Source organism: Bhargavaea cecembensis (assembly GCF_001619585.1).
Taxonomy (GTDB): domain Bacteria; phylum Bacillota; class Bacilli; order Bacillales_A; family Planococcaceae; genus Bhargavaea; species Bhargavaea cecembensis_A.
In genome coordinates this window covers 182618-205429 of sequence record NZ_LQNT01000001.1, presented here as the reverse complement: position 1 = coordinate 205429, position 22812 = coordinate 182618, and the positions used below count along the sequence as shown (strand labels likewise).

At 51.2% G+C, this 22812-nt stretch carries 24 protein-coding genes; 8 read left to right on the top strand and 16 right to left on the bottom strand.

Annotated features, from left to right (window positions below; genetic code table 11):
• Positions 1-118: 118 nt before the first annotated feature.
• The 5 genes from pabB to AV656_RS01035 form a co-directional block, all read right to left on the bottom strand.
• Positions 119-1867, bottom strand: coding sequence for an aminodeoxychorismate synthase component I (gene pabB, locus AV656_RS01055; RefSeq protein WP_063177963.1), 1749 nt, complete (start codon positions 1865-1867; stop codon positions 119-121).
• Positions 1857-2453 (bottom strand): anthranilate synthase component II, encoded by a 597-nt coding sequence (locus AV656_RS01050; protein ID WP_063177961.1) that lies wholly within the window; start codon positions 2451-2453, stop codon positions 1857-1859. Before AV656_RS01050 ends, pabB begins: the two co-directional genes overlap by 11 nt.
• Positions 2454-2589: 136 nt before the next feature.
• Entirely contained in the window at positions 2590-3729 is a 1140-nt protein-coding gene (locus tag AV656_RS01045) for a M50 family metallopeptidase (RefSeq protein WP_063177959.1), read from the bottom strand.
• The gene (locus tag AV656_RS01040; protein WP_063177956.1) at positions 3723-4022 is read right to left on the bottom strand and encodes a TIGR04104 family putative zinc finger protein; all 300 of its coding nucleotides are present in this window, start codon (positions 4020-4022) and stop codon (positions 3723-3725) included. The genes AV656_RS01045 and AV656_RS01040 overlap by 7 nt, the downstream gene beginning before the upstream one ends.
• A gap of 18 nt (positions 4023-4040) precedes the next feature.
• Complete coding sequence (locus AV656_RS01035) at positions 4041-4550, bottom strand: DUF1648 domain-containing protein (protein ID WP_231877213.1); 510 nt, start codon at positions 4548-4550, stop codon at positions 4041-4043.
• Positions 4551-4677: 127 nt separating this feature from the next.
• Between AV656_RS01035 and AV656_RS01030 the strand changes: the two genes are divergently transcribed.
• Positions 4678-5421 (top strand): glycosyltransferase family 2 protein, encoded by a 744-nt coding sequence (locus tag AV656_RS01030; RefSeq protein ID WP_063177954.1) that lies wholly within the window; start codon positions 4678-4680, stop codon positions 5419-5421.
• A 116-nt stretch (positions 5422-5537) separates the two neighbouring features.
• Here the strand turns inward: AV656_RS01030 and AV656_RS01025 are convergent, their stop codons facing one another.
• The 4 genes from AV656_RS01025 to AV656_RS01010 all read right to left on the bottom strand — a co-directional run bounded on the left by AV656_RS01025 (position 5538) and on the right by AV656_RS01010 (position 8923).
• A complete protein-coding gene (locus AV656_RS01025) occupies positions 5538-6287 on the bottom strand; it encodes a hypothetical protein (protein WP_063177952.1) in 750 nt (249 codons plus the stop codon).
• 79 nt (positions 6288-6366) lie between these two features.
• Positions 6367-6798 carry a DUF1801 domain-containing protein gene (locus tag AV656_RS01020; RefSeq protein WP_063177950.1) on the bottom strand — a complete coding sequence of 144 codons (432 nt, stop codon included), beginning with the start codon at positions 6796-6798 and terminating at the stop codon, positions 6367-6369.
• 18 nt (positions 6799-6816) lie between these two features.
• A complete protein-coding gene (gene metA / locus AV656_RS01015) occupies positions 6817-7725 on the bottom strand; it encodes a homoserine O-acetyltransferase MetA (RefSeq protein WP_063177948.1) in 909 nt (302 codons plus the stop codon).
• Between the two features lie 112 nt (positions 7726-7837).
• Complete coding sequence (locus tag AV656_RS01010) at positions 7838-8923, bottom strand: SDR family oxidoreductase (RefSeq protein WP_063178861.1); 1086 nt, start codon at positions 8921-8923, stop codon at positions 7838-7840.
• Positions 8924-9128: 205 nt separating this feature from the next.
• On the opposite strand from AV656_RS01010, the gene AV656_RS01005 reads away from it, so the two are divergent.
• Together AV656_RS01005 and AV656_RS01000 are read left to right on the top strand one after the other, a co-directional pair.
• Positions 9129-9380 carry a DUF2188 domain-containing protein gene (locus tag AV656_RS01005; protein WP_063177946.1) on the top strand — a complete coding sequence of 84 codons (252 nt, stop codon included), beginning with the start codon at positions 9129-9131 and terminating at the stop codon, positions 9378-9380.
• Between the two features lie 599 nt (positions 9381-9979).
• A complete protein-coding gene (locus AV656_RS01000) occupies positions 9980-10306 on the top strand; it encodes an ArsR/SmtB family transcription factor (protein WP_063177944.1) in 327 nt (108 codons plus the stop codon).
• Between the two features lie 84 nt (positions 10307-10390).
• Here the strand turns inward: AV656_RS01000 and AV656_RS00995 are convergent, their stop codons facing one another.
• Entirely contained in the window at positions 10391-11365 is a 975-nt protein-coding gene (locus AV656_RS00995; RefSeq protein ID WP_063177942.1) for a formylglycine-generating enzyme family protein, read from the bottom strand.
• 101 nt (positions 11366-11466) lie between these two features.
• On the opposite strand from AV656_RS00995, the gene AV656_RS00990 reads away from it, so the two are divergent.
• The gene (locus AV656_RS00990; protein WP_063177940.1) at positions 11467-13071 is read left to right on the top strand and encodes a sulfatase family protein; all 1605 of its coding nucleotides are present in this window, start codon (positions 11467-11469) and stop codon (positions 13069-13071) included.
• Positions 13072-13109: 38 nt separating this feature from the next.
• On the opposite strand, the gene AV656_RS00985 is transcribed toward AV656_RS00990, so the two are convergent.
• The 5 genes from AV656_RS00985 to AV656_RS00965 all read right to left on the bottom strand — a co-directional run bounded on the left by AV656_RS00985 (position 13110) and on the right by AV656_RS00965 (position 18245).
• On the bottom strand, positions 13110-14033 hold the full coding sequence (locus AV656_RS00985) for a cation diffusion facilitator family transporter (protein WP_063177938.1): 924 nt from the start codon (positions 14031-14033) through the stop codon (positions 13110-13112).
• Between the two features lie 247 nt (positions 14034-14280).
• Positions 14281-14604 (bottom strand): hypothetical protein, encoded by a 324-nt coding sequence (locus tag AV656_RS00980; protein WP_063177936.1) that lies wholly within the window; start codon positions 14602-14604, stop codon positions 14281-14283.
• Between the two features lie 121 nt (positions 14605-14725).
• Positions 14726-16243: an osmoprotectant update ABC transporter permease/substrate-binding subunit OpuFB gene (gene opuFB, locus AV656_RS00975; protein ID WP_063177934.1), complete on the bottom strand. Its 1518-nt coding sequence runs from the start codon at positions 16241-16243 to the stop codon at positions 14726-14728.
• Complete coding sequence (locus AV656_RS00970) at positions 16236-17195, bottom strand: ABC transporter ATP-binding protein (protein ID WP_063178858.1); 960 nt, start codon at positions 17193-17195, stop codon at positions 16236-16238. Before AV656_RS00970 ends, opuFB begins: the two co-directional genes overlap by 8 nt.
• A gap of 96 nt (positions 17196-17291) precedes the next feature.
• Positions 17292-18245: an alpha/beta hydrolase family protein gene (locus AV656_RS00965; protein WP_063177932.1), complete on the bottom strand. Its 954-nt coding sequence runs from the start codon at positions 18243-18245 to the stop codon at positions 17292-17294.
• 167 nt (positions 18246-18412) lie between these two features.
• Here AV656_RS00965 and AV656_RS16705 point away from each other — a divergent pair, with 167 nt between their 5' ends.
• The 3 genes from AV656_RS16705 to AV656_RS00955 all read left to right on the top strand — a co-directional run bounded on the left by AV656_RS16705 (position 18413) and on the right by AV656_RS00955 (position 20343).
• Positions 18413-18589: a hypothetical protein gene (locus AV656_RS16705; protein WP_331711542.1), complete on the top strand. Its 177-nt coding sequence runs from the start codon at positions 18413-18415 to the stop codon at positions 18587-18589.
• Positions 18553-19413, top strand: coding sequence for an LLM class flavin-dependent oxidoreductase (locus tag AV656_RS00960; RefSeq protein WP_331711546.1), 861 nt, complete (start codon positions 18553-18555; stop codon positions 19411-19413). The genes AV656_RS16705 and AV656_RS00960 overlap by 37 nt, the downstream gene beginning before the upstream one ends.
• Positions 19414-19629: 216 nt before the next feature.
• The gene (locus AV656_RS00955) at positions 19630-20343 is read left to right on the top strand and encodes a TerC family protein (protein WP_197462180.1); all 714 of its coding nucleotides are present in this window, start codon (positions 19630-19632) and stop codon (positions 20341-20343) included.
• Positions 20344-20606: 263 nt separating this feature from the next.
• Here AV656_RS00955 and AV656_RS00950 read toward each other — a convergent pair whose 3' ends face one another.
• The gene (locus AV656_RS00950) at positions 20607-21425 is read right to left on the bottom strand and encodes a serine/threonine protein kinase (RefSeq protein WP_063177930.1); all 819 of its coding nucleotides are present in this window, start codon (positions 21423-21425) and stop codon (positions 20607-20609) included.
• A gap of 221 nt (positions 21426-21646) precedes the next feature.
• Between AV656_RS00950 and AV656_RS00945 the strand changes: the two genes are divergently transcribed.
• Complete coding sequence (locus AV656_RS00945; RefSeq protein ID WP_063177928.1) at positions 21647-22774, top strand: trans-sulfuration enzyme family protein; 1128 nt, start codon at positions 21647-21649, stop codon at positions 22772-22774.
• Positions 22775-22812 lie beyond the last annotated feature (38 nt).

The window sequence follows — 22812 nt, the reverse complement described above, 5'->3', positions numbered from 1 at the left end:
GTACCCCCTATTCGCTGTCTTTCTCCTCCCTTCAACAACTTTCTGCAGGATTCCTTTGTTTCTCCGTTTTTATCGGATGAATAAAAAAGGCCGTGCGGTTGCACAGCCTCTTCCCCATCTATTTCTCTTGTACCAGACGGACCTCCACCCATTTCCTCACACTGTTGACCAGCCAGATTTTCGTGCAGGATTCCAGGTCCGATACAGACAGCTCTCTTTCTGCAATGACACCTTCCTTGAGCAGAACATCCCGGTAAGTACCGGCAAGCAGGCCACTGGATACCGGTGGCGTCCAGCGCCTGCCGCCGATTTCAACTACCAGGTTACCATTGATAAATTCTGTCAGCTGACCTGCCTGATTCCACAGAAGCACATCATAGCAGCCGGGAACTGCACGCTCATCATAAATTGCCCGGTGTGTCGTTTTATGATAGAGGAACGGATTTTCCCGATCGACCGGGCCATCAGCGAGAACGACTTCGGGAAGGCAGGGTGCTTCCCCGATCTGTTGGCTTTCTGCGAACGGCTTTCCGTTACGGTTGAGCAGACAGCGTATTTTATAATCGTCTTCAGTCAGCGACTCCGCCAGCTCGTCAAGATGATCCGAGACCAATTCCCGGTCGAACGGAAAGCCGAAGTATCGTGCAGAGCGTGACATCCGGTCGAGATGCGCATCTTTCAGGAAGTAACAGCCTTCCTCAAGCAAAAGGCTTTCCAGAAGGCTAAATTCCGGCCGGTCCAGTTCAAGAAAGCTCGACTTGGCCAGAACTTCTCCATATTCCTCTTCGCTGGTCGAATCCCATGTGATTCCGCCACCCACACCGCAAGTGGCGTTTCCATTCGTCTGATCGATCATGACCGTCCGGATCGGAACATTGAACACCGCTTCCCGTTCCGGTGTGATGAACCCGATGGCGCCGCAGTACACTTCGCGAGGAGAATCCTCAAGCTTTGAGATCAGATCCATCGTGCTGACCTTGGGTGCACCGGTGATGGAGCCACATGGAAAGAGAGCACCAAAGATGTCGGTCAGACCTGTTCCTTCCTCCAGGTCTGCCTCAACGGTGGAAGTCATCTGGTGTACAGTCGGATAGCGTTCGATTTCAAAAAGCTTTGATACTTCAACGCTGCCTGTCCGGGCAATTCTTCCAAGATCATTTCTAAGAAGATCGACGATCATTACATTCTCCGCCCGGTTTTTCTCGGAACCGGCCAGCCACTCCGAGAGAGCCTGATCTTCTTCTGTTGTCTTCCCTCTTTTAACAGTCCCCTTCATCGGCCTGGTCGTGATGCGGCTGCCCTCCACCCTGAAAAACAGCTCAGGAGAAGCAGAAAGCACGGAATGCTCACCGGTGTTGATATACGCGCTGTAATTACAGGACTGGGCCCGCTTCATGCGTTCGAACAGCGCCACATCATTTCCCCGGAAATGACTGTGTAGCCGGATTGTATAATTTGTCTGATAGGTTTCTCCGTGCTCGATCGCCTGTTTGATGGTGCGGATGGCCTCTCTGTATTCCTGCTCCCCGGTGTCCGGCTTCCAGTCGGAAACATTGAACGGACCTGACGGGCGGAGTGCCCTATATTCCGGTTCCCGGAATATACCGAACCATAGGAGCGGCATCGTTTGCCCCTCTCTCACCCGATAAGCCGGATCAAAGGCAGGTGATGCTTCATAAGAGAGAAAACCGGCTGCATACCAGCCGGCGTCCACAGCTTCCTGGACCTCCCGGAGTGCGGGAATGACTTCGTCAATCTGTTCTGCCCGGATCACCTTCTCGGGATTGCGGAACGTACGCGGGATGATATGCCCTTTGGCGGAGGCATACTCAAATGACAAAAAAGGCTCACGGCCGTTATTCTGCATGACGGATCACCTCCGGGCTGTTCGCCTGCAAAACGAAGTTCATCAGCATATCCAGTCCCTTTTCGGTGAGGATGGCTTCCGGGTGGAACTGGACGCCTTCTACCGGATACACTTTGTGGCGGATCGCCATGATCTCCCCTTCTGCTGTTCTGGCGGACACTTCAAGGCATTCAGGAAGCGTTTCTTCCTCAACCACAAGGGAGTGGTACCTGGCCACTCTTAGTGGTGATGGGAGTCCCGCGAATACACCGCGGCCATCGTGCATGATTGGAGAAGTTTTGCCGTGAACCGGACGGCTTCCTTTCATGACGAAGCCGCCGAATGCCCGGGCGATCACCTGCTGTCCGAGACAGACGCCGATGATGGGGATTTCACTGTGGAACCTTCCGACAATCTCCAGGCAAACGCCCGAAGTATCCGGATTTCCCGGGCCCGGAGAGATCAGGATCGCCCCGGGGGCCATCTTCCGGACTTCCTCCGCGGTCACTTCGTCATTTCGGCGTACTGAAACCTCCATTCCGATGCGGCGCAGGTATTGGACAAGATTAAAAGTGAACGAATCGAAATTATCTATTACCAGTATCATTGTTCGTCTCCATTATCGGTTATTCGGTATCCTCCCCAGTATAATGTCCCACGCTCTTCCCGTACATAGAGAAAGCCGATAGGGTCCTCACAAGCTGCTGCTTGTCGGGGCCATCCGGCAAAGAGAACCATGCAGTCTAACCATTGGATGGACGGGCCACATCGAGAGCCCGCCTTAACTCGAGGATCCGTCCCTTTTCAAACTTTCCTTCCAGATACAGTGAATGCCATGGGCCGAGTACACGTTCCAGCTGATCCAAGTAATCGCCCAACTGCCCGGGCCGGCCGTCCAAAATTTCAGAATAGGCATCCCGGAACAGATGGGTTACCTTTTCGGCATCACTGATCCGGCTGAGCTTCGTACGGATTTCCGGCTCGGCGGCGAGTTTCCCGGCAGCATAAAGTGCATGGACCATGGCGATGTCTGCCATGTCCTGAAGCGGGTCTATTTTCTGCTGCCGTTCTCGGAATGCAATGCCACGCCCGAGCGCCTCGGAATCCTCCGGATTTCCGTTTATGTAATAGGGAGACAGAGACGCATACAAGGCAGGCGTCAGCGAATGATCCGGATATCGCCTGATCAGCTCTTCGGCTGTTCTCACTGTTTCCGGATTCCAGTCTGTCCCTTCCGCATCTTCCTGCATGAGGCGATAGCTGACCAGCACCAGTTCCTTGCCCGGAGTTTTTCCGGAAAGCATGGACAGATGCTTTCCGTCCGTCATCATTCCCTTGCTGTCTGTCGGGATCAGGTTTGCCGCTCCAAGCAGGAGATTGACGATAGCAAATGTCAGCAAGACACCCGACGGCAGGATTGTGTAAACAAGCACAACCGAAATGGCTGCCGCGATCATATTTGCTGCAGGACCACCGGCCACGTACTGCTTGAGCCGCGATTCCATCTGTTCCTCAGTGGTCTCGGCAGGAAACCGCAGCATGGCACGCCCCAGGTATCCGAGAGCGGGCTTCTGAAAAATGATCCGGGCTTTTCCGCCTGACCGGATCATGACAATCGGACCGATGCTCATATTCATGAACGTCATGCCTGAGACGGCTCCGGCGATGGCATGTCCGAATTCATGAATGATCAGGGCGAGGACCGCACTGACAAAGATCGAGACAATGATGATCATGATATTTCGAAGGTCGATCACCGGTTCATGAATATACAAATAGGGAAGGAACACTGGCCACAGAACAACACCGATGGCAAGCCCGGCCAATGTCTGCCCCAGGCTTTTGTTCTTTTGTCCTTTCCCCTTATCGGATGCCGTCACCAAATCGGTTCCTCTTTATCAGTGAGTTCGATCATCCGGGGGTAAACCAGGTTGAAGACAACCGCGATCAGCACCATTCCCCCGATGACGGTTAGCCAGTTCAGATCGAAAAATACATTTAGCAGCATGGGAATCAGTACCAGAAACGGTGCGAAGGCTCCCCGTTTTCTTGAAGCGGACGTCAGATGCTGTTCCTTTCTGCAGTTCGGACAGGTCATTGTCGGCTTCAGAGTATACATCGCCCGCAACGTTTCCTTGAATGACCACCGATGATGACAAGTTGCACAGACCGGCATGCCGGTCCCCTCCTTTCGTTACCGGTGTCTAAGCGACCGGATCATGAAAATAATCATTGGAGCAAATATAAGGACGAGAAAGATCGGCAGGAACATCACTCCAAGATAGTCTGCTTCGCCGAGTGCCACCTGTGTCGTGCGGTAGCTCAGATAAACAAAGGCATGGACGATCAGGTTCTTGAGGACATTCAGCAACATCCTGGAATTCCAATATTGGAATTCAATGTTCCGTTCATTAAGTTCCGTCATGTAATTATGCCATTCAGGATGCTCTTCAAGAAAGGTCATTCCCACCCAAAGCAGAGCGGCAATGACGGGCAGCATCACGAGCTCCCATCTCGATCCCCAGCGGTCTACTTCTCCTGCCCCATTGAAGTGGGCCGGAATTTGTTCCGGCAAAATTCCCCAGACAGATACCAGATAAAAGACTATCCAAACCAATGCACCGATCGCTGCTCCGTCAATCAACCGTTCAAACATTCCCTTCGGAATGTCCAGCTTCGGACGATCATTGGTCTTCACGATCATCACCCCTGCCTCTCTATACGATCATTCCCCCCTGCCGGTTTCACCCTTCTAGCCGGTAATCCGGTTTGCATACAACTGCTGAAACGGGTATAGGACAGTAACCACGTATCCGGAAGGAGGCACGAATTTGAATCAAGCAATCATCATTCCCGCATATAATCCGGATCAAAATTTGCCTGACTATATCCGGCAGCTTAAACAACATGGAGATTTCGGGATCATTGTTGTCGACGATGGGAGCACACTTCCATCAAAACCGATCTTTGATTCCATCCGGGGAATAGAGGGATGTACCGTACTCATCCACGAGCGGAACCTTGGAAAAGGAGCTGCGCTTAAAACGGCATTCCGGCATGTACTTGAAGATTGTAAGACAGTCACTCATGTCGTGACTGCCGATGCCGACGGACAGCATGCCGTCGAAGATGTCATCCAGGTTACCAGGGAAACTACCAGGTCGGCCCGAGGGCTGGTTTTCGGAGTCAGGGACTTTGTCCATCCAGCAATCCCCGGCAGAAGTTTGTTCGGCAACCGGCTGACATCCCGGCTGTTCCACATGCTTTTCGGCAGACGGATCCAAGATACCCAAACCGGTCTTCGGGGAATTTCCCGCAGGGAGCTCCGCTGGCTCATGATGATCCGGGGAAACAGATACGACTTCGAAATGAACACCCTGATTCATGCGGTGCGGGAAAATGTTGAAATCCGTGAAGTGGGAATCCGGACCATCTATCTGGATCACAATTCAAGCTCCCATTACCGCCCCGTACTTGATTCGGTCCGGATTTTCCTTAAAATCATTGCTGGCTATTTCAGCGGAAGCTCACTGTACGTGAAACGTGCAGAACGGGAGTTAGTCGAAGAAACTTGAATACACCAAGCCTGTCCGCCAATTTCGGACAGGCTTTATTACGTTGTATTTCCGGACACAAAAGAGGTCTATTCTATTTCTCTATATACCCGTTTTTTCTGCCTGGAAAGTGGGCTTTAGTGAGTGGTCATACCGCTCATCTCATCAAGGACGTCATCAGGAATGTCAATTCCCTCCACCTCGTTCATCCGGTAGTATTCCAGCCGATAGCTGATGGTTTCAGTCTGATCATTTTCCGTCCCGGTAACGGTATACTGAAAATCTTTCATGATCGATGATTGGTCATCCAGACGCACCTCCAGCTGACTGCTTGCCGCTTCCGGTTGGATTGACGTGAAGGAAACTGACAGTGTTTTTTTAAATGCGTCAAACACGGTTTGGCTGTCACCTTCATAGATAATCCTGCCGGAATCATCGGTGTCCAGTTCCTCTTCCACTTTCCTCAGCAACTGTACAATGTCCATATAACGGACCGATGGCAGATCATCCGCAGTGATGTCTTCTGTACTTCTGTTTGTCCATCCGTCTCCCAGATTGATCACCAGGCGTTCCCCTGCCTGGTAGTATTCCAGTGCGGGCGTATTCTCCTGTGAAACCACTTCGGGCATCCTTTCGTAGACGGCGTGCATCTCCGGCATATCGAAGTCTGCGACTTTGATCTTTCCCATGGTCGCCTCTTGCTTTCCGTCAGCCGTTTCTGCCAGGATTTCAACATTCATTTCGTAGGAGTCCACTTCAGAGATGGTGCCGAGAAGCTCGCTCAATCGCTGCTCTCCGGATTTTTCGCTATCGGTTATTTTTTCAGATTCCCCGCTGCATCCTGACAGGACGAGGATGAACATCATGAGCCACACTTGTTTTTTCATCTGCATCCCTCCGGCTGTTCGTACTTACTTTACCCGCCGGACAAAAAAGGAACCTGCTTGTTCCGCAGGTTCCCTCATCTTATTCGATGCCATCAGGATACGTCTTTTCAAGGAATCCGATGGTGCTCAGAATCATTTCTTTCAGAACGTCGGGGTCGATGTCATCGAGCTTGTTGATATAGATACAAGACTTGCCGGATGTATGCTTGCCGAGACGGGAAAGCTGCTCATCACGTTTTGAAACATTTTCTGCCGTCACGTAAAGGCTGATTTTGGACTTTCTCGGAGAGAAGCCGACAAGCGGCGCGTCCCCCTCGTGGCCCGAAGCATACTTGTAATGATACTTCCCGAATCCGATGATGCTCGGCCCCCACATCACCGCTTCCCTTCCGGTCGTCTCCGTGAAAAGATCGAGGAGACGGTAGGCGTCCTCTTTTTTCCTCGGTTGGTCCACCTGCTCGATAAACTCAATCACGCTGTCATCGGACGGTTTTGTTTTCTGTTCGTACACACGGATTCCCTCCCCCTGTTATTCCCAGACGTAAGGCGTTTCCTGGTATACATAATAATTGAGCCAGTTGGAAAACAGCAGGAACGTATGGGAACGCCAGGTATTAAGCGGAATGTTCTCCGGGTCGTCGTCCGGGAAGTAATGCTCGGGGATGGCTGTACCCAGACCTTTTTTCTGGTCACGCCGATACTCAATCGCAAGGGTATCCGCATCGTATTCCAGGTGCCCGGTGATCATGATATGCCTTTCATCTTTGGATACAATGATGAAGGCACCCGCCTCGTCCGACTCGGACAGAAGGTGAAGCTTCGGATGATTTCGGATGTCTTCCGAGTCCACCTCTGTATAGCGGGAGTGCGGCGCGACGAACAGGTCGTTGAATCCCCGTGCCAGCCGGACAGTCGGATCTGAGATGGTATGCCTGTATATTCCGAAGCATTTTTCCGGAAGCGGCCGCTTCCCGATTCCGTAGAAATGGTAGAGCGCTGCCTGTGCGCCCCAGCAGATATTCAGAAGTGACGTGACATTTTGGTCCGACCATTCAAAGATCTCTTTTAACTCGTTCCAGTAATTCACTTCTTCGAAATCCAGATGCTCAATCGGCGCACCGGTGATGATCATTCCATCAAACCGGCGATGCCTGATCTCTTCGAACGTGACATAGAAGGCATCCAGATGCGACTTGCTCGTAGTTTTCGACTGATGGCTCGCCATCGTCATGAATGTGACATTCACCTGCAGCGGCGTATTTCCGAGAAGCCGCAGCAATTGGAGTTCAGTCCGTTCCTTTTCAGGCATGAGGTTCAGGATCAGGATGTTCAGAGGACGGATGTCCTGAGAAACTGCACGATCCGAGTCCATGACAAATATTTTCTCTTCCTTCAGCTTCATTGCGGCAGGAAGATCTTTCGGTATGTTAATCGGCATGTCCGATTTCCCCCTTCTTGGCAGGTTGTCTATATGAAGGCATATGGATAAACCGCAATACCCAAATGATAGACGATTCCGTGCCCGAATGGTAGGAGAAAGTTTCAGAATATCAGACGACTTCGATTAATTTGGCAGGATCATTCCGATGCAGCCGGTAGTATTCCACCGCTGCCGGGATGTAATCGGCAAAGTCCGGGCATTTGATGCCGGCCGGTTCGAGATCCCGCTGTGCTTCCGTGCAATCATAAACCGCCTCAAGCCGGAAATAGTCCAGCGTCTCCTTTTCCACTTTCACCCACCTCCGTAATGGAGGGAATGACAGCATGATCCTGACCGTCGAATGAGGCATCGTGAATGAAGGCGCTTTCCCGGTAAGCGCCTCGGAAATCAGCCTGAATGCTTCTCTTGCCTGATAAGGATTCGGGTCCGTCAGGTGATACACCTTGTCCGCTCCGGCGGGATGACGGGACAGATAAACAGTAGCCTCAACAATATAATCAACGGGCACAAGGTTAATCAGCGCCTCCCCTTTACCCACATAGGGAATCGGCATCCGTGAAAACTTATCCAGATAGCGCATCATGAAATAAGGGCCGTCGAACTTGGCTGTTTCCCCGGTTTTGGAATCCCCGAGAACAATGCCCGGCCGGATAATGGTGGTTGGGATTCGGTCTCGCATGTACTGGACAAGCACTTCCGCATCATGCTTCGTCTTTTCATAGTGGTTTTTGAAATCCTGGCCAAGTGCGAGTTCATTTTCATAAATGGTGCCTTTCCGGTCGCCGGATACATAGGCAGTGCTGAAATACACATAACGCTCAATCGCTTTGCATTCCAAAACCCAAAGGTTCACATTCCTCGTCCCCGTGACATTTACTGACTGGGCGATTCGATCATGGACGGCAAGGTCGTAGATGGCTGCCAGATGAAAGACATGGGTCACCGTCTCTTGCAGGCGCTCGGACAATGTCCTCTCCATTTTCAGGTTGGTCTTCGTAATATCGCCGGCATGGATCCTGAATCGTTTAGTGCGTTTGTTTCCCCTGAGCCTCTGGACAATGCGCTCCGCCTCAGGGATGGCGGATTCCTGGACAAGCAGCTCAAATTCGGATTCCGGCTCCTCCTCGGCCAGCCTGCTGATAATCCGTGTCGCGAGAAACCCGGGAAATCCCGTGAATAAATAAATGCGCTTCACCAACTCCTGTTACCTCCCCCATATCATCTCTTTCAAGGACCCGTAGGAACGTTCGACTATGCCGGCTTTTTCTGCGCCGCCGATACCGATTCCTCCTCATTCAGAAAGAAAGTCAAAACAAGATGTGATCTCACCTGATTCGACAGCCGTTTCATGAAAGGCAAACGGGGAAAACACAAACTATCACGGATAGGGAGGGTTCATCATGCCAGGAAGAAATGACAATGGCCCTGAAAAGTACTTTGGAAATCGCGCCGGAACCGGAAAGGCAAACTATCATGTCGTCCCGGATGACGGCAAATGGGCATTGAAAAAAGAAGGCGAAGAAGAGCAGATGATGCAGGAGGATGACAAATCCCAGGTCGTTTCCCGCGCCAAAGAATTGGCGGAAGAATACGGCAGCATGGCCATCATCCATGATGATGATGGGAAGATCGAGGATCAGATCGAATATTGAAGCCAGCAACAAGGCCACCTCAGACTGTAGACAAAGTGAGTATTTTTGCTCCTTTGACTGCAGTCTTTTCTTTTCCTGAGAATCCTCCGGATTTCCGCTGCGGGTCCTTGTTGACCAAAGCAAAGCTTTGGTCACAGACGCCGTTCTCCGTAACGGCGCCCGCTAGTCCGCGGGCGTTGCCTTAGCCGGCGCCAGTACGAAGACTGGCGTCTGTGCGCATCGTGAAGCGTTGCGCAACATCCTGCGGGGTCTTCGGCTAACGCTTTTCCCGCAGGACAGAGAAACTTCCCCGAATCCGCCTCGCACGAAGGAAATGCGAAGCATTTTCGAGGAGTCTCGGGCCCTCCGCTTCAATCCGCCATACGGCTTATTGAGGCAAACGGTACCTGTTTATATAATCGAGATAACAGATTACAATACGGGTGACGGATATGATGTCGAAATCGAAGGATCCAATGGCGATCAATAGAAACTAAAGAAGGCAATCGATTTTTGGTCATTTAAGATTTTTAGGAGCTAATTTGAACTGAGGCGGCCGCATCATGGCCTCCTTTTTTCTTTTGCTATAATGGAATCAATCGGTACAAGGAGGCGGAGACATGCAGGACGAAACGAATCCCATACCATCCGGCGAGAATGAACTGGATGAGGAGACGCTGTTTATCGTCTCCCAGACTTTCAAGGCACTGTCCGATCCGACAAGACTGCGGATCCTTCACCTACTTTCTGAGCATGAGTATCCGGTGAATGAAATAGCTGCCCGGCTTTCCCTTCTTCAGAGCACCGTTTCCCACCAGCTGCGCTTTCTGAAGAACCTGCGGCTCGTGAAATACAGGAGAGAAGGAACTTCCCTGCATTACTCCATCGATGATGAACATGTCGTGGACCTTCTCAGACAGGCCATTGATCATGCCAGACACCATTAAGGTGACCCGCATACCCGCGGATCACCTTTTTTATTTCGCCCCGGTCCACCGAGGGAAGATGCTTATGATTGGATGAGAGCCGCATTATCGGCGGCCTGTTTCTGTTTTGATATGTTCTGCATCGGCTACACAGCGGAAGCCGGTATTTCCGGTCGAACTATCGGGTGAGTTCGACGATCTTGCGGAGACGCGGTATCGGTTACAGTACGAATGATGGCACAGATAAGATCCGCCCTTAGTCACCTTCGTCATCCCCCTTTCCGGTCCTGCAGGATTACGGCTGCCGCTCCGGCGTTCTGTGAACCAGTCTGAGCACCACTCCCATACGTTGCCCGACATATTGTACAGGCCGTACCCGTTCGGCGAATAGGATCGCACGGGAGCCGTTCCGACATATCCGTCACATGCCGTATTGATCATCGGGAACTCTCCCTGCCAGATGTTGCATCTATGCTCTCCTTCCGGCAAGAGATCATCTCCCCACGGATACTTCTTAGACTCAAGGCCCCCTCTTGCTGCATACTCCCATTCCGCCTCCGTCGGCAGGCGCTTGCCGGCCCATCTGCAGTAAGCAAGCCCATCGCGATAAGATACATGGACGACCGGATGATCCTTACAATCATCAATCCCCGAGTCCGGACCTGCCGGATGCCGCCAGTCCGCTCCCGGCACCGCGAGCCACCATGGTGCTTGCGGGACACTGCCTATTACTGTTTCAGCTGTCCTGTCGCTGATCAGCAGATGAAAGACAAACGACCATCCGAACCGTTCAGCATCGGTCGTGTAGCCGGTCTGATCGATAAATTCGCGGAATGATTCATTCGTAACGGCAACAGGATCGATCAGAAACGAGTCCACCCTTACTTCTCGCACGGGCCCTTCCCCGTCTTGCGAAAAACCATCCCCATCCTCTGTTCCCATCAGAAATGAGCCACCCGGTATGTAAACCATATTCTCTTGATCACGGGTTTTCTTGGACGGTACTATAATGAAAGAATTCTCTGTCTGGTAATGGTGCTTTCGTCCGGGGGTGCAGCAGCCAGTATCCGAATTTTCCATCTCATTCATTCCTTTTCACCTGGTTCGTATCATTCTTCCCTGTTTGCCCAACAGCCCAAACAGGGAAGAATGATACGACAATCTAATTTGGAGTGAATGAAATGACACAGAAAAAGCCAAATGTCGTGTTGATTCTCGCAGATGATCTCGGATATGGAGACGTCTCATCCTTTAACCCGGAATCCAAAATCAACACAGCAAACATCGATGCCCTGGCGGAAGGCGGCATGCGCTTTACGGATTCCCATGCAACATCCGCCCTCTGCACACCATCAAGATACGGTCTGCTGACCGGAAGATACAATTGGAGGTCCAGGCTGAAGAGTTTTGTCTGTCCCGGTGACTCCGAACCGCTGATCGAAAAGAACAGAAGAACGATGGCGCAGATGCTGAAGGATCAGGGGTATCAAACCGCGGCGGTCGGGAAATGGCATCTTGGCCTTGGCTGGCAACTGAAAGACGGATATGACTTTGAAGGGTTCGGCCTGGATGAGGAGAAATTTGAGGTGCCCGACACCCGAATGGGCCGTGACGGAAACTTCGACCCGAGTGTCGGGATCATCGACCTGGAAGGCCTGGACATCGACTATTCAAAACCGATTACCTATGGACCGCTCCAGATGGGATTCGATTATTTCTATGGAACCCCGGCTTCTCTGGATCAGCCGCCGTTTGTCTATATCGAAAACGACAGGGTGTTGGAAGAGCCGACAGAAATCACAGGGGTCCCGGGACTCGACCGGCTTGGCGCCAGCCAGCAGAAAGCCTGGCAGGTAGGTGTGAAAGCGCCGCATTTTGTTCATGAAGAGGTCCCGGCCGACATGCAAAACAAAGTACTGGAGCTGATCGGCCAATTTGCTGAAAGCGACCGGCCGTTCTTCCTCTATTATCCTGTCCACCTGGTCCATGGCCCCATCCTGCCCCTTAAGGAATTCCGGGGCAAGTCGGGTATCGGAGATTACGGAGATTGGGTTCTTCAGCTTGATGCCTACGTCGGCGAGATCATGGACAAGCTGAAAAAGAAAGGGATATTCGAGGAAACCATCTTCATCTTTACGAGTGACAATGGTGCATCCGGAGTCGCCGACTTTTCCCGCCTTCTCAAACAAGGACACAACCCTAGCTACCATTTCCGCGGGAAAAAGTCAGATATCTGGGAGGGCGGCCACCGGGAACCGACCATTATTTCTTATCCTCCAGTGATCAAGAGTGGTTCCTCCTCCAATCATATGGTGAGCCTGTCGGACCTGTATCGTACCCTTGCCGAGCTGACCGGTGCAGAACTTGGGGAAAATGAAGCAGAAGACTCGGTATCCACCCTTCCGCTCTGGGAGGGCCGGGATCGGCCTGTCCGCGGCGATATCGTCCATTCCTCGGGTAACGGCGGACTATCCATCAGAAGGGGCCACTGGAAACTGAATCTCGTAACAGATGGAGGAAGCATGGATGACATTGGTCCGGATATTTCATTCAAGCCTGCCGAACTGTTCGATCTCAGCCGGGATGTCAAAGAACTTCATAATGTCATCGACCGGCATCCGGATGTGATTGACTCTCTGATGGAAGATCTCGAGGATTATGTGAAGAAGGGACGTTCCACACCCGGTGACCCCCAGCAAAACGAGCGCAATAACCCGACCGGCGAATGGCCGCAACTGGAGTGGATGGACGGATACCGGGACTATATTGAGCAATTTAATAAATAACAAAAAAGGTGATCCGCAAATCAGCGGATCACCTTTTATCAGTTACATGTTCCATGAGGGCTCGGGCAGCCGCCCCCGTCGGTCTCAAGCTGGATGGTGCTGTGATCGATGGAGTACCGGTCGTGAAGAATCCGATGTGCGTTGTGGAGGATCCGGTCCGGATCGCCCTGCCCGTTGATGGTCATATGGCAGCTGAGGAGTGGCTCATCCGGAGTGATTGACCAGAGATGAAGGTCATGGACGTCATTCACGCCATCCAGCTCTTCAAGAGACTTACGGACTTCTTCAGGGTTGATTCCATCAGGAGCCGATTCCATCAGAACATTGGCCGCATCCTTGGTTACCCGCCATCCGCTTACCAGCACGAGGATAGAGACGATGATGCTGGCAATCGGGTCTGCGATCCACCAGCCAAAGAGAATCATCAATACCGCGGCCGTAATTGCACCGACTGAGCCGAGCATATCGCCGATCACGTGCAGAAGTGCGCTCCGCACGTTCAGATTGTCGTCTTTGCCTCCCCGCATGAGGATGAAGGCTGCGGCAATGTTGATCAGCAGCCCGATGACCGCTATGACCAGCATGCCCGTGCTCTGGACTTCCGGCGGGGCCATAAAACGGCGAACCGCTTCAAACATGATCACCGCTGCGATCACAATGAGTGTAATGCCATTCACGGCGGCAGCCAGAATTTCAAAGCGGCGGTATCCGAATGACTTCTCGCCTGTCGCCTTTCTGGCGCCCAGAAGAATGGCGAGAAAGCTTAGGCCAAGTGCTGCGGAATCGCTCAACATATGACCGGCATCCGATAAAAGCGCAAGACTGTTTGTCAGTAACCCGCCGATAAATTCAACAGCCATAAACGCAGTGATCAGGACAAACGCCCAGAACAACGCTTTTTTATTGGAAGATGCATGACTGTGCGAATGGCCGTGCGAATGGCCGTGATGGTGATGACCCATGTAATCTCCTCCCGAACCCCTTATATGACTATATGTTCATATATACAGTATGTCAGTCCGGTCAAAATTGTGCAAGCGGCTCATTCTTTCTTTTTACCCTTTTCCGGCACAAGCCATTCAGGCAAAAAAGAGCAGCCGGTTATCGGCTGCCCCTTACTCCTCTATGAACTTTGGATTCCCTTGAAAGGAACCAGCTGATTACCGCTTATTAGCCAATATCGGCATTGTGCGAGTCCTAAACAATGATTCATAGGATTTTTCGGTATCTCTTATACGTGTAACCATCATTTGCAAATGTCTTCTTGCCGGCAACGGCTTCAGGAGGTGCCTCTTTCCGTTCCGAAATCGTGTCCCCGCTGACTGTGACAAGCTCAGCTTGTGTGCCATTGATCACCAAAAAGTACGCCTCTTTGCCCTTCAGCTGGCTGACAGTCCGATTCAATGTCAGCACTTCATCGAACAGCATATCCACAAGCCGCGTCTTTCTTTCTGCAAACCCGGTCCTGATCAGCTCATACACTGTTGAGTCTTCCGGTACTTTCTCCAATACTGTTGCCTCTGCTCTGTTCATGGGGGTCCTCTCCTTAGCCGAATTCACCAGTCTACAATTGATATACGGCTGGAGCCGGAAATGGTTTCAATACTGCAGAATCTGACCTGTGCAGCAAATGCTTGCAGAGGAGCAACAGACCTTAACTTTCAATCAGGCCTTCCGATTCAAGATAGTCACTGGCGACGTCTTCGGCAGCAACTCCGTCGACATTGACCCGGTAATTCATTTCACGCATTTCATCATCTGAAATTCTGCCGGACAGCGTATTCAGCACCTTTACAACTTCAGGGTGGTTATCTGCGGTTTCTTCCATCATGAGCGGTGCTCCCTGGTAAGGCGGGAACAGATTCCGGTCATCCTGCAGCACTTTCAGGCTGTACCGTTCGATTTCGCTGTCTGTGGAATAGGCATCGACCAGATTGATGTCTCCCGACTCGATCGCTGTATACCTCAGCTTCGGCTCCATCGTAACGATATCGGAAAATTGGATGCCGTACAGGGATTGGATGCCCAGGTACCCGTCTTCACGGTCCGAGAATTCGAGTGTGAATCCTGCCCTTACCTCACCTTCAATTTTCTCCAGGTCGGATATGGCATCCAGGCCGTGTTCTTCTGCAAATCCTTCCTGCACTGCCAGTGTATATGTATTGTTGTACTGCATCGGTTCAAGCAGGACCATTTCAAAATGTTCGGACAGTCCATCACGTGCCTGCTCGTAGACCTCCCGGCTGTCTGTGGTTTCTGCAGTTTCTTTCAGGAACTCAGAGATGGCCGTCCCGGTAAATTCGGGGTAAATATCGATTTCTCCCGAGCGGAGGGCGTTGAAAACAAAACTCGTCTTTCCGAGACCCGGCTTCAGCTCAACCTCAAGATCCGTCTCCTCTTCAATCAGGATTTTGTACATATTGATCAGAATCTCCGGTTCCGAACCGAGCTTTCCGGCGATGACCAGCTTGCTCTCGTCCTTCGAGAAAAGAGATGCCAGCATGACAATGGCTGAAAGCGCGAAAATCACTGCAATAGCCAAAAGACTTTTCCTGAACGGCATTTGCTCGAGCTGTTTCAGAATCAGGTCAAAGACGATGGCCAGCAAGGCTGCCGGAATGGCGCCCAGTACGATCAGGGCGGTGTTGTTTCGGTCGATTCCGAGCAGGATCAGATCGCCGAGCCCCCCTGCACCAATCAGCGCTGCAAGCGTTGCGGTCCCGATGATCAGGACGGTTGATGTACGGATTCCAGCCATAATGACCGGCATGGCAAGAGGCATCTCCACTTTCAGGAGCCGTCTGCGCGTGTTCATGCCCATCGCCTGCGCCGCTTCAATCAGGGACGGATCGATTTCACGGATTCCGGTATAGGTGTTCCGGAGAATGGGAAGCAGTGCATAGGCCGTCAGGGCGATGACCGCGGGAATCCGCCCGATTCCTACGAGCGGGATCAATAGACCGAGCAGGGCAAGTGAGGGGATGGTCTGAATGACGGAAGTCACCCCGATGATTCCGTCGGCCAGCTTCCTCCTGCGGGTCAGCCATATACCAGTCGGCACCGCAATCAGGACGGCAAATAACAGGGAGATGAATGATATCTCGATATGTTCCAGAAGTGCGATCCATAAATCGTTTTTCCGCTGCCCAAAGACAGAAAAAAACTCAGTCATGATGGCCTGCCCCCTTCTCCTCGGCTGCAAGAAGGCGGAAAGCCGTGGCCCGGTCAATCAGGCCGATGAGTTCGCCTCCATCTTCCACACCAACTGTTTCATGCTCGGCCATCACGGTGACGAGGCGGTCTGCCCGGACGTCTGCGGGAAGAACAGCCCCCGATGGCAGATCTTCTGCAGAAGCAGCAGACACCCACTGTCTCAAGTCCAAGTATTCATGCATGCTGCCTTTTTCCCTTCCGATGAATTCACTCACAAATGCGCCGGCAGGATTTCGCATCAATTCATCAGGCGTGCCGGTCTGAATGACTTTTCCATCCCGCATCAGGAAAATCCGGTCTGCAAGTTTGAGTGCTTCGGTCATGTCGTGGGTGACAAACACGGTGGTTTTTTTTATTGTTCCTTTCAGATGGAGAAGGTCATCCTGGAGTTTTTCCCTCGCTACCGGATCGAGCGCACTGAACGGCTCGTCCATCAGGAGAATATCCGGATCCGCTGCCAATGCCCGGATGACACCGACCCGCTGCTGCTGGCCGCCGGATAATTCGGAGGGTTTTCTCTGTGCGAAAACGGCCGGATCAAGGCCGACCTGTTCCATGAGCTCATGGGCGCGCCGTTTCATCGCCGCTTTGGCCGTTTGTTTCATCTCGGGGACGACCATGATGTTCTCTTCGACGGTCATATGCGGAAAAAGGGCGATCTGCTGAAGCACATAGCCGATATTCCACCGGAGCCGGTGAACATCATAGCTTCCGGCATTTTCCCCGTTGATCAGAATCGTTCCGGCAGTCGGTTCGATCAGCCGGTTGATCATCTTGAGGGTGGTCGTTTTACCGCATCCGCTCGGCCCGATCAGGGCGATGAATTCACCGCTTTTGATCTCGATATCGAGGGAATCCACGGCTTTTGTACCGTCCCCGTATTCTTTTGTTACGTTCTGAAATTCAATGATGGATGCGATTGTCTCTCTCCCCCTTCCGATTGTTGTCCCCATTTTACCATTTACATAAAACAACGGCGTTCCGGAATGGACCGGAATGCCGTTCTTTTATCTTGGTTGAGCCGACTTTTGCTGAACAAGCCATTCTCCGATGACACTGGTTAATATCGGTGACAGCGGACTGTCTGCAACCGATTTGTACTCCTTCAAGAGTCCGAGCATGGTGTGCTCGCCTTCATACTCTTTCAGCAGATGATTCATATCCGGGATGATGTGCCATTCGGACTCGCCCGGAACCGTTTCAGCGATCAGGCGGGCGTGTTCCGGCGGCACCTGGAGATCCTTGTCTCCGGTCACTGCAAGCACCGGACAAGTTGCCCGCTCGAGATATTCCACAACATTGTAAGCCAGCGTTTCCCGGAGCCATTTTGCATTCATTTTGATTCCCTTGACTCTCATGACCGGCTTGTCGGAATCAGCCACTTTCCCGAAGATCTGCTCGTTCTGCTTTCTGGCGCGGTCCGTCACTTTAAATGTCCTGAAGACCCAGCCTTTCAGCCCTTTCGCTTCATTCATCTCTGCGTAGGCCAATTCATTTTGCCTCGGCATGAGGTCGACTGACGGCTCCGCTGCTCCGGCCACCAGAATCATTCCGGCCACCGGCTCACGGTCGTGTACTGCAGGTGCGATCAACGCACCTTCACTGTGGCCCAGTATGAAAATGCGCTCCGGGTCAGCTGACGGATGATGCTTGAGAAACCGTACTCCCTCGACAGCATCATCGATCAGGTCAGAAAGCCCGGCTTCATTGAATGTTCCCTCGCTCTTATAGGTTCCGCGTTTGTCATAACGGAGTGTCATATATCCCTGCAAGGTCAGAAATTCTGCCAGCTCCTTATAGATATTCATCTGCAGATTCTTAAGGTTTCCATCCCGGTCGCCCTTTCCGGAGCCTGCAATGATGAGTACAGCCGGATAGGTGCCCTGCTTTTCATCCGGCATTGTCAGTGTCCCGCTCAGCGGAAAAGTCGATTCGATCGTAACCAGCGCCTCATTATGCATTTCTGTACCTCCTGCTATTTTACAATTTACACCTTTTCAATTCGCCAAGTGGCCCTCCGTCTCCTTTCCGGTCAACGGCTATATAAAACCGTCAGCCGGCCCGGTTTCCGCATGCTGTGATAGAGTGGGGATTAACTGATCAAGAGCCAAAAAAGGAGAAATGAAGAGTGGTCATCTATAACGTCCTCGACTATTCACCAATCGATGAAGGATCAGACGGCCGCCAGGCACTGCTTGCTACGACAGAACTCGCAAATCTGGCGGAAAATTGGGCTACAGGCGGTTCTGGGTATCCGAACATCATCATGTGCGCTCGGTTGCCGGCAGCAGTCCCGAAATGCTGATGATGCATCTTGCCGATTCAACTGAACACATCCGGATCGGATCCGGCGGCGTCATGCTCCCCCATTACAGCCCCTATAAGGTCGCAGAGAACTTCCGTGTCCTTGAAGCACTGCATCCGAACCGGATCGATCTCGGCATCGGCCGTTCTCCCAGCTACCAGCTGGTCAATCGCGCCCTAAATGAATCAAAAGGAAAACGCTTATCCTATGAACAGCAGATCGAGGATATTCGCAACTTTTTATCTGAACCCGCCGATGGCCATCGCTTTCAGGACCTTACTGCCATGCCGGTTATTGAGACTGCTCCGGAGTTGTGGCTTCTCGGAACCGGCCGGGGCAGTGCGGAAATTGCAGCTGATCAGGGCATGTCCTATGCCTTTGCGCATCTCGGCAATCCCGAGGGAGGAATGGATGCCGTCGATCATTACAGGAAGAACTTCCGCCCGTCCCCTCTTCTCGAAAGTTCCAAAGTGATGATTGCCGTGTTCGCTGTTGTCGCAGAAACTGCAGAGAAGGCAGAGGCGCTGGCCACCGCATTCGACCTTTGGCTGCTGACTGTGGAATCCTCCAGTCCTCCTCCGTATTACCCATCCGTCAAAACGGCATTGGAGCGGGGAGTCAGTGCGCTTGAAAGGGAGAAGATCCGGCACAACAGGAGACGAATGTTTATCGGAACACCCGACCAGGTTGCAGAAAAAATCCGAAAGGCCGCCGAAACCTATCAGGCTGACGAAGTGACCATCGTCCCCAATGTCTTTGGCGCCGAAAACCGCATGAAGTCCATCACCCTGCTGGCGGAAGAACTGGGCATTAAAAAAGTATGAACAAAAGCCTTTCGGGGCAGGCAGAATGCCGCTCCGAAAGGCTTATTAGTTATGGACAATATGAAATAAACATAAAATGTATCCGTATTGGCAACCTATCCCAATACGAAAAGCATGTGATCTCTAATACACTGCAAGATTGTATATACCAAATTATAGGAGTAAGATATGTAGTTGTAGTTAAGGATTCAATATTAAATTAGGAGGAATTGTTCGATGGACATACAATCGATTGTCGGACTGGCCATCACTTCAGCAGCAACTGTCATGTTATTAAAAATTATTGCGATCGATATTATCTTATCGGGAGACAATGCGGTCGTCATTGCAATGGCAACCAGAAACCTTCCGAAACACCAGCAAAACAAAGCGATTTTTATTGGAACAGCAGGGGCCGTCATTTTACGCATATTCTTTGCGGCCATGATCGTCTACTTATTAAAAATTCCCTATGTCAATGTGATTGGCGGAGCATTGCTTCTTCTCATCGCTTATAAGGTGTTGGCCGAAGACGAAGGAGATGCACACGTGAAAGCTTCGACCGGCCTGACCGCTGCAATCGGGACCATCATTATGGCGGATGCGGTCATGAGCCTTGATAATGTCGTAGCGGTTGCAGGTGCTGCCGATGGTCACATCGGCCTGATCGCGCTTGGCGTTGCAGTGAGTATCCCGATTATGATCTTTGGTTCTAAATTCATCGTAAGAGCCATGAACAAATATGCCTGGATTGCTTACGCCGGTGCGGGAATTCTCGCGTGGACTGCAGGTGAAATGATCTTAAAGGATAAAGGCTTCACTGATTTCCTTCATATTGAACACGGGCCGACATCCTATCTCATCCCGGCTATTTTAACGGTTATGGTGTTGGGACTCGGGTTTATGCACAATAAAAAAGTCGAGGCCAATAAAATTCACACAGTAGGATAAGTCACTAAAAAAATGCTGGATGTCCATACTACTTCCGGACGAGCTTTTGTCATTCGTTGCGTGTTAAGATGAAAAACATATTTCAGACACGAAAAGAGGTCAGGCATGTTTAAGAAAATCTTGAAACAGCTGAAAAACCTGTCTCGCGGAAGCAGTTCAAGAAGACACCATCATTATCGCCGGGGCAGCTCAAGCAGCCGGAGATCCAATCGTTCACCGATGAGCGGAAGCAAATACTATAAGAGGCGAGGCAGGAGCAGCAGCTAACCTTTTCTTCTTGTACTTGAAATTGCGTGCCGGACATCAGCGGTAATTTCTCCGATGTCCTCATAAGATTCTTTAATGCCAAGCAAGCGCTTAAGCAGATGGACGGTTCCATTGCTTAATGTCAGCTCTTCTGTCCAAGGAAGAGCTTTTTTATTTTTTGGGGTGTACGTGGTGTAGAGCAGAAAGAGCAGAATCTCCCCCATATCATGGTAATCCTGAAGCCTCAGCTGTTCAATTTTTTTATGTTTACCCGATCGATTGGCTGTCTGTAAAATTTCGTCTTCACACACTGCAAGCCCGAAATCAATGAGATAAAAATCGTCACGGCTGATTAAGATGTTGGGGATTCGCAGGTCCTGATGATAGATTCCCTTTCCATGAAGATCATCGACGATCTGCAGCAGACGATATAGGATTTGCAGTGATTCTTCCTCACTGAACGATCTCTGCTCGGCGAAAATCTGCTCTTCCATATTTTCTGCTTCAATGAACGTCATCGCAAAGAATAGGTGCTGACCATCATCCGAAAAATCTTCAATGAACACCGGCATTTTGGGGTGATCCAATTTTCTCATGATCGATATTTCGTGCTGAAACATGCTGACCTCTTTATTGCGATGCCTCTTGCTCGGCCGAAGTTGCTTGACAACTGTTTTTTTCGATACTTGTAAATCGGTGCAAAGATAAACGATTCCGTAACTGCCCGTTCCGATGACATCAGAAACCTGATACCGCCCGTGCAGTACTGTCCCCTCACGGATCGGCCAGTCTACAAAGAACTGACGGGTTTTTCTTATAACGCGCAGAATGTCCATATCGGTATAAGTGATCCCTTCATTAAAAGCTGATTTCGGGCCTGTCTTCTATAGACCACTTTATCATTTCCGGTTTCAAATGACGTTTAATCGCGTTCTTGAAACGGGATGCATTTTTTAATTAATCGGATTTGTATTAATTAGTGTAAAATGAAGTAGGAGCGTAATTTGAATCACACAAATTCATCTCTTCATACATAACAGGAAAGCGAGGCCTTTATATGCGTTTTGAAACAAAAGCGATTCACGCCGGACGTTCGGTTGATCCGTCAACAAGCGCGGTCACGATGCCCATCCACCTTTCATCAACTTATGAGAGATCTGGAGACGGCTCTTATCCGAATGAATTCATTTACAGCCGGATTGATAATCCAAATCGGCGGGCTCTTGAAGAATGCCTGACATCACTCGAAAATGGGATCGACACGGTGACCTTCGGATCTGGCATGGCGGCCATTTCCACTTTAATCGAAGCACTCCCTGCCGATAAACCCCGACGCATGATCATGCCGGATGATATGTATCACGGAATCCGTTCCCTGCTTGCAGACACGGATATCGGCACCCACTTCGATGTTGCATTCGTTGACATGACAGATCTCGCTCAAGTTGAAGAAGCGATCAAACAGGCACCGACCGGTCTTGTTTGGATGGAGACGCCTTCAAACCCCCAACTGAAAGTGACGGATATTGAGGCAGTTGTAAAGTTGGCCAGCGCAGCGGGCGCATATACCGTGGTGGACAACACATGGGCCACCCCGGTTCTTCAGAACCCCCTGAGCCTGGGCGTGGATTTTTCCCTTCACTCAGTGACCAAATATATCGGTGGACACAGTGATCTGCTCCTTGGTTCAGTCACTGCAAAATCCGAAAGCCCGATGTTGGCCAGATTAAAGGCAGCCCAACAGGCAAAAGGGGCTGTCCCCTCCCCGTTCGAATGCTGGCTGGCCCTGCGGGGCGTTCAAACGCTTCCTCAGCGCATGGCGACCCACTGTTCAAATGCTGCGGAAATCGCGGACTTCCTGAAACAGCACCCAAATGTGGAAGCCGTCCATTATCCTGGACTTTCTGAACATCCGGGACACGAAATTGCGGCAAAGCAGATGAGTTCGTTTGGCGGCATGCTGTCCTTCCAGGTAAAAGGCGGACAGGAAGCGGCCATGAAGGTCGCTGCAAAAGTGAAATTGTTTATCCGGGCAACAAGCCTTGGCGGAACACACAGCCTGATCGAGCACAGGGCTTCAATTGAAGGCGTCCATGCTGTTGCTCCTGTCAATCTGCTGCGTGTTTCAGTCGGACTCGAGCACGTGGAAGACCTTAAAGAAGATTTATTGCAGGCCCTGGAATAAATGCGAAATGGTATCGCAAAAGTCAAAAGATGATCTTG

Excerpts from the sequence above, each read along its gene's own strand:
- AV656_RS01050 (WP_063177961.1), bottom strand. The coding sequence starts at position 2,453 with ATGATACTGGTAATAGATAATTTCGATTCGTTCACTTTTAATCTTGTC.
- AV656_RS01005 (WP_063177946.1), top strand. The coding sequence starts at position 9,129 with ATGCCAGGAAGAAATGACAATGGCCCTGAAAAGTACTTTGGAAATCGC.
- metA (WP_063177948.1), bottom strand. The coding sequence starts at position 7,725 with ATGCCGATTAACATACCGAAAGATCTTCCTGCCGCAATGAAGCTGAAG.
- AV656_RS00980 (WP_063177936.1), bottom strand. The coding sequence starts at position 14,604 with ATGAACAGAGCAGAGGCAACAGTATTGGAGAAAGTACCGGAAGACTCA.
- AV656_RS00995 (WP_063177942.1), bottom strand. The coding sequence starts at position 11,365 with ATGGAAAATTCGGATACTGGCTGCTGCACCCCCGGACGAAAGCACCAT.
- AV656_RS01025 (WP_063177952.1), bottom strand. The coding sequence starts at position 6,287 with ATGAAAAAACAAGTGTGGCTCATGATGTTCATCCTCGTCCTGTCAGGA.
- AV656_RS01035 (WP_231877213.1), bottom strand. The coding sequence starts at position 4,550 with ATGATCGTGAAGACCAATGATCGTCCGAAGCTGGACATTCCGAAGGGA.
- pabB (WP_063177963.1), bottom strand. The coding sequence starts at position 1,867 with ATGCAGAATAACGGCCGTGAGCCTTTTTTGTCATTTGAGTATGCCTCC.
- AV656_RS00955 (WP_197462180.1), top strand. The coding sequence starts at position 19,630 with ATGGACATACAATCGATTGTCGGACTGGCCATCACTTCAGCAGCAACT.
- AV656_RS01040 (WP_063177956.1), bottom strand. The coding sequence starts at position 4,022 with ATGCCGGTCTGTGCAACTTGTCATCATCGGTGGTCATTCAAGGAAACG.
- AV656_RS00950 (WP_063177930.1), bottom strand. The coding sequence starts at position 21,425 with ATGGACATTCTGCGCGTTATAAGAAAAACCCGTCAGTTCTTTGTAGAC.
- AV656_RS00990 (WP_063177940.1), top strand. The coding sequence starts at position 11,467 with ATGACACAGAAAAAGCCAAATGTCGTGTTGATTCTCGCAGATGATCTC.
- opuFB (WP_063177934.1), bottom strand. The coding sequence starts at position 16,243 with ATGACTGAGTTTTTTTCTGTCTTTGGGCAGCGGAAAAACGATTTATGG.
- AV656_RS01000 (WP_063177944.1), top strand. The coding sequence starts at position 9,980 with ATGCAGGACGAAACGAATCCCATACCATCCGGCGAGAATGAACTGGAT.
- AV656_RS00945 (WP_063177928.1), top strand. The coding sequence starts at position 21,647 with ATGCGTTTTGAAACAAAAGCGATTCACGCCGGACGTTCGGTTGATCCG.
- AV656_RS00965 (WP_063177932.1), bottom strand. The coding sequence starts at position 18,245 with ATGCATAATGAGGCGCTGGTTACGATCGAATCGACTTTTCCGCTGAGC.
- AV656_RS00985 (WP_063177938.1), bottom strand. The coding sequence starts at position 14,033 with ATGGGTCATCACCATCACGGCCATTCGCACGGCCATTCGCACAGTCAT.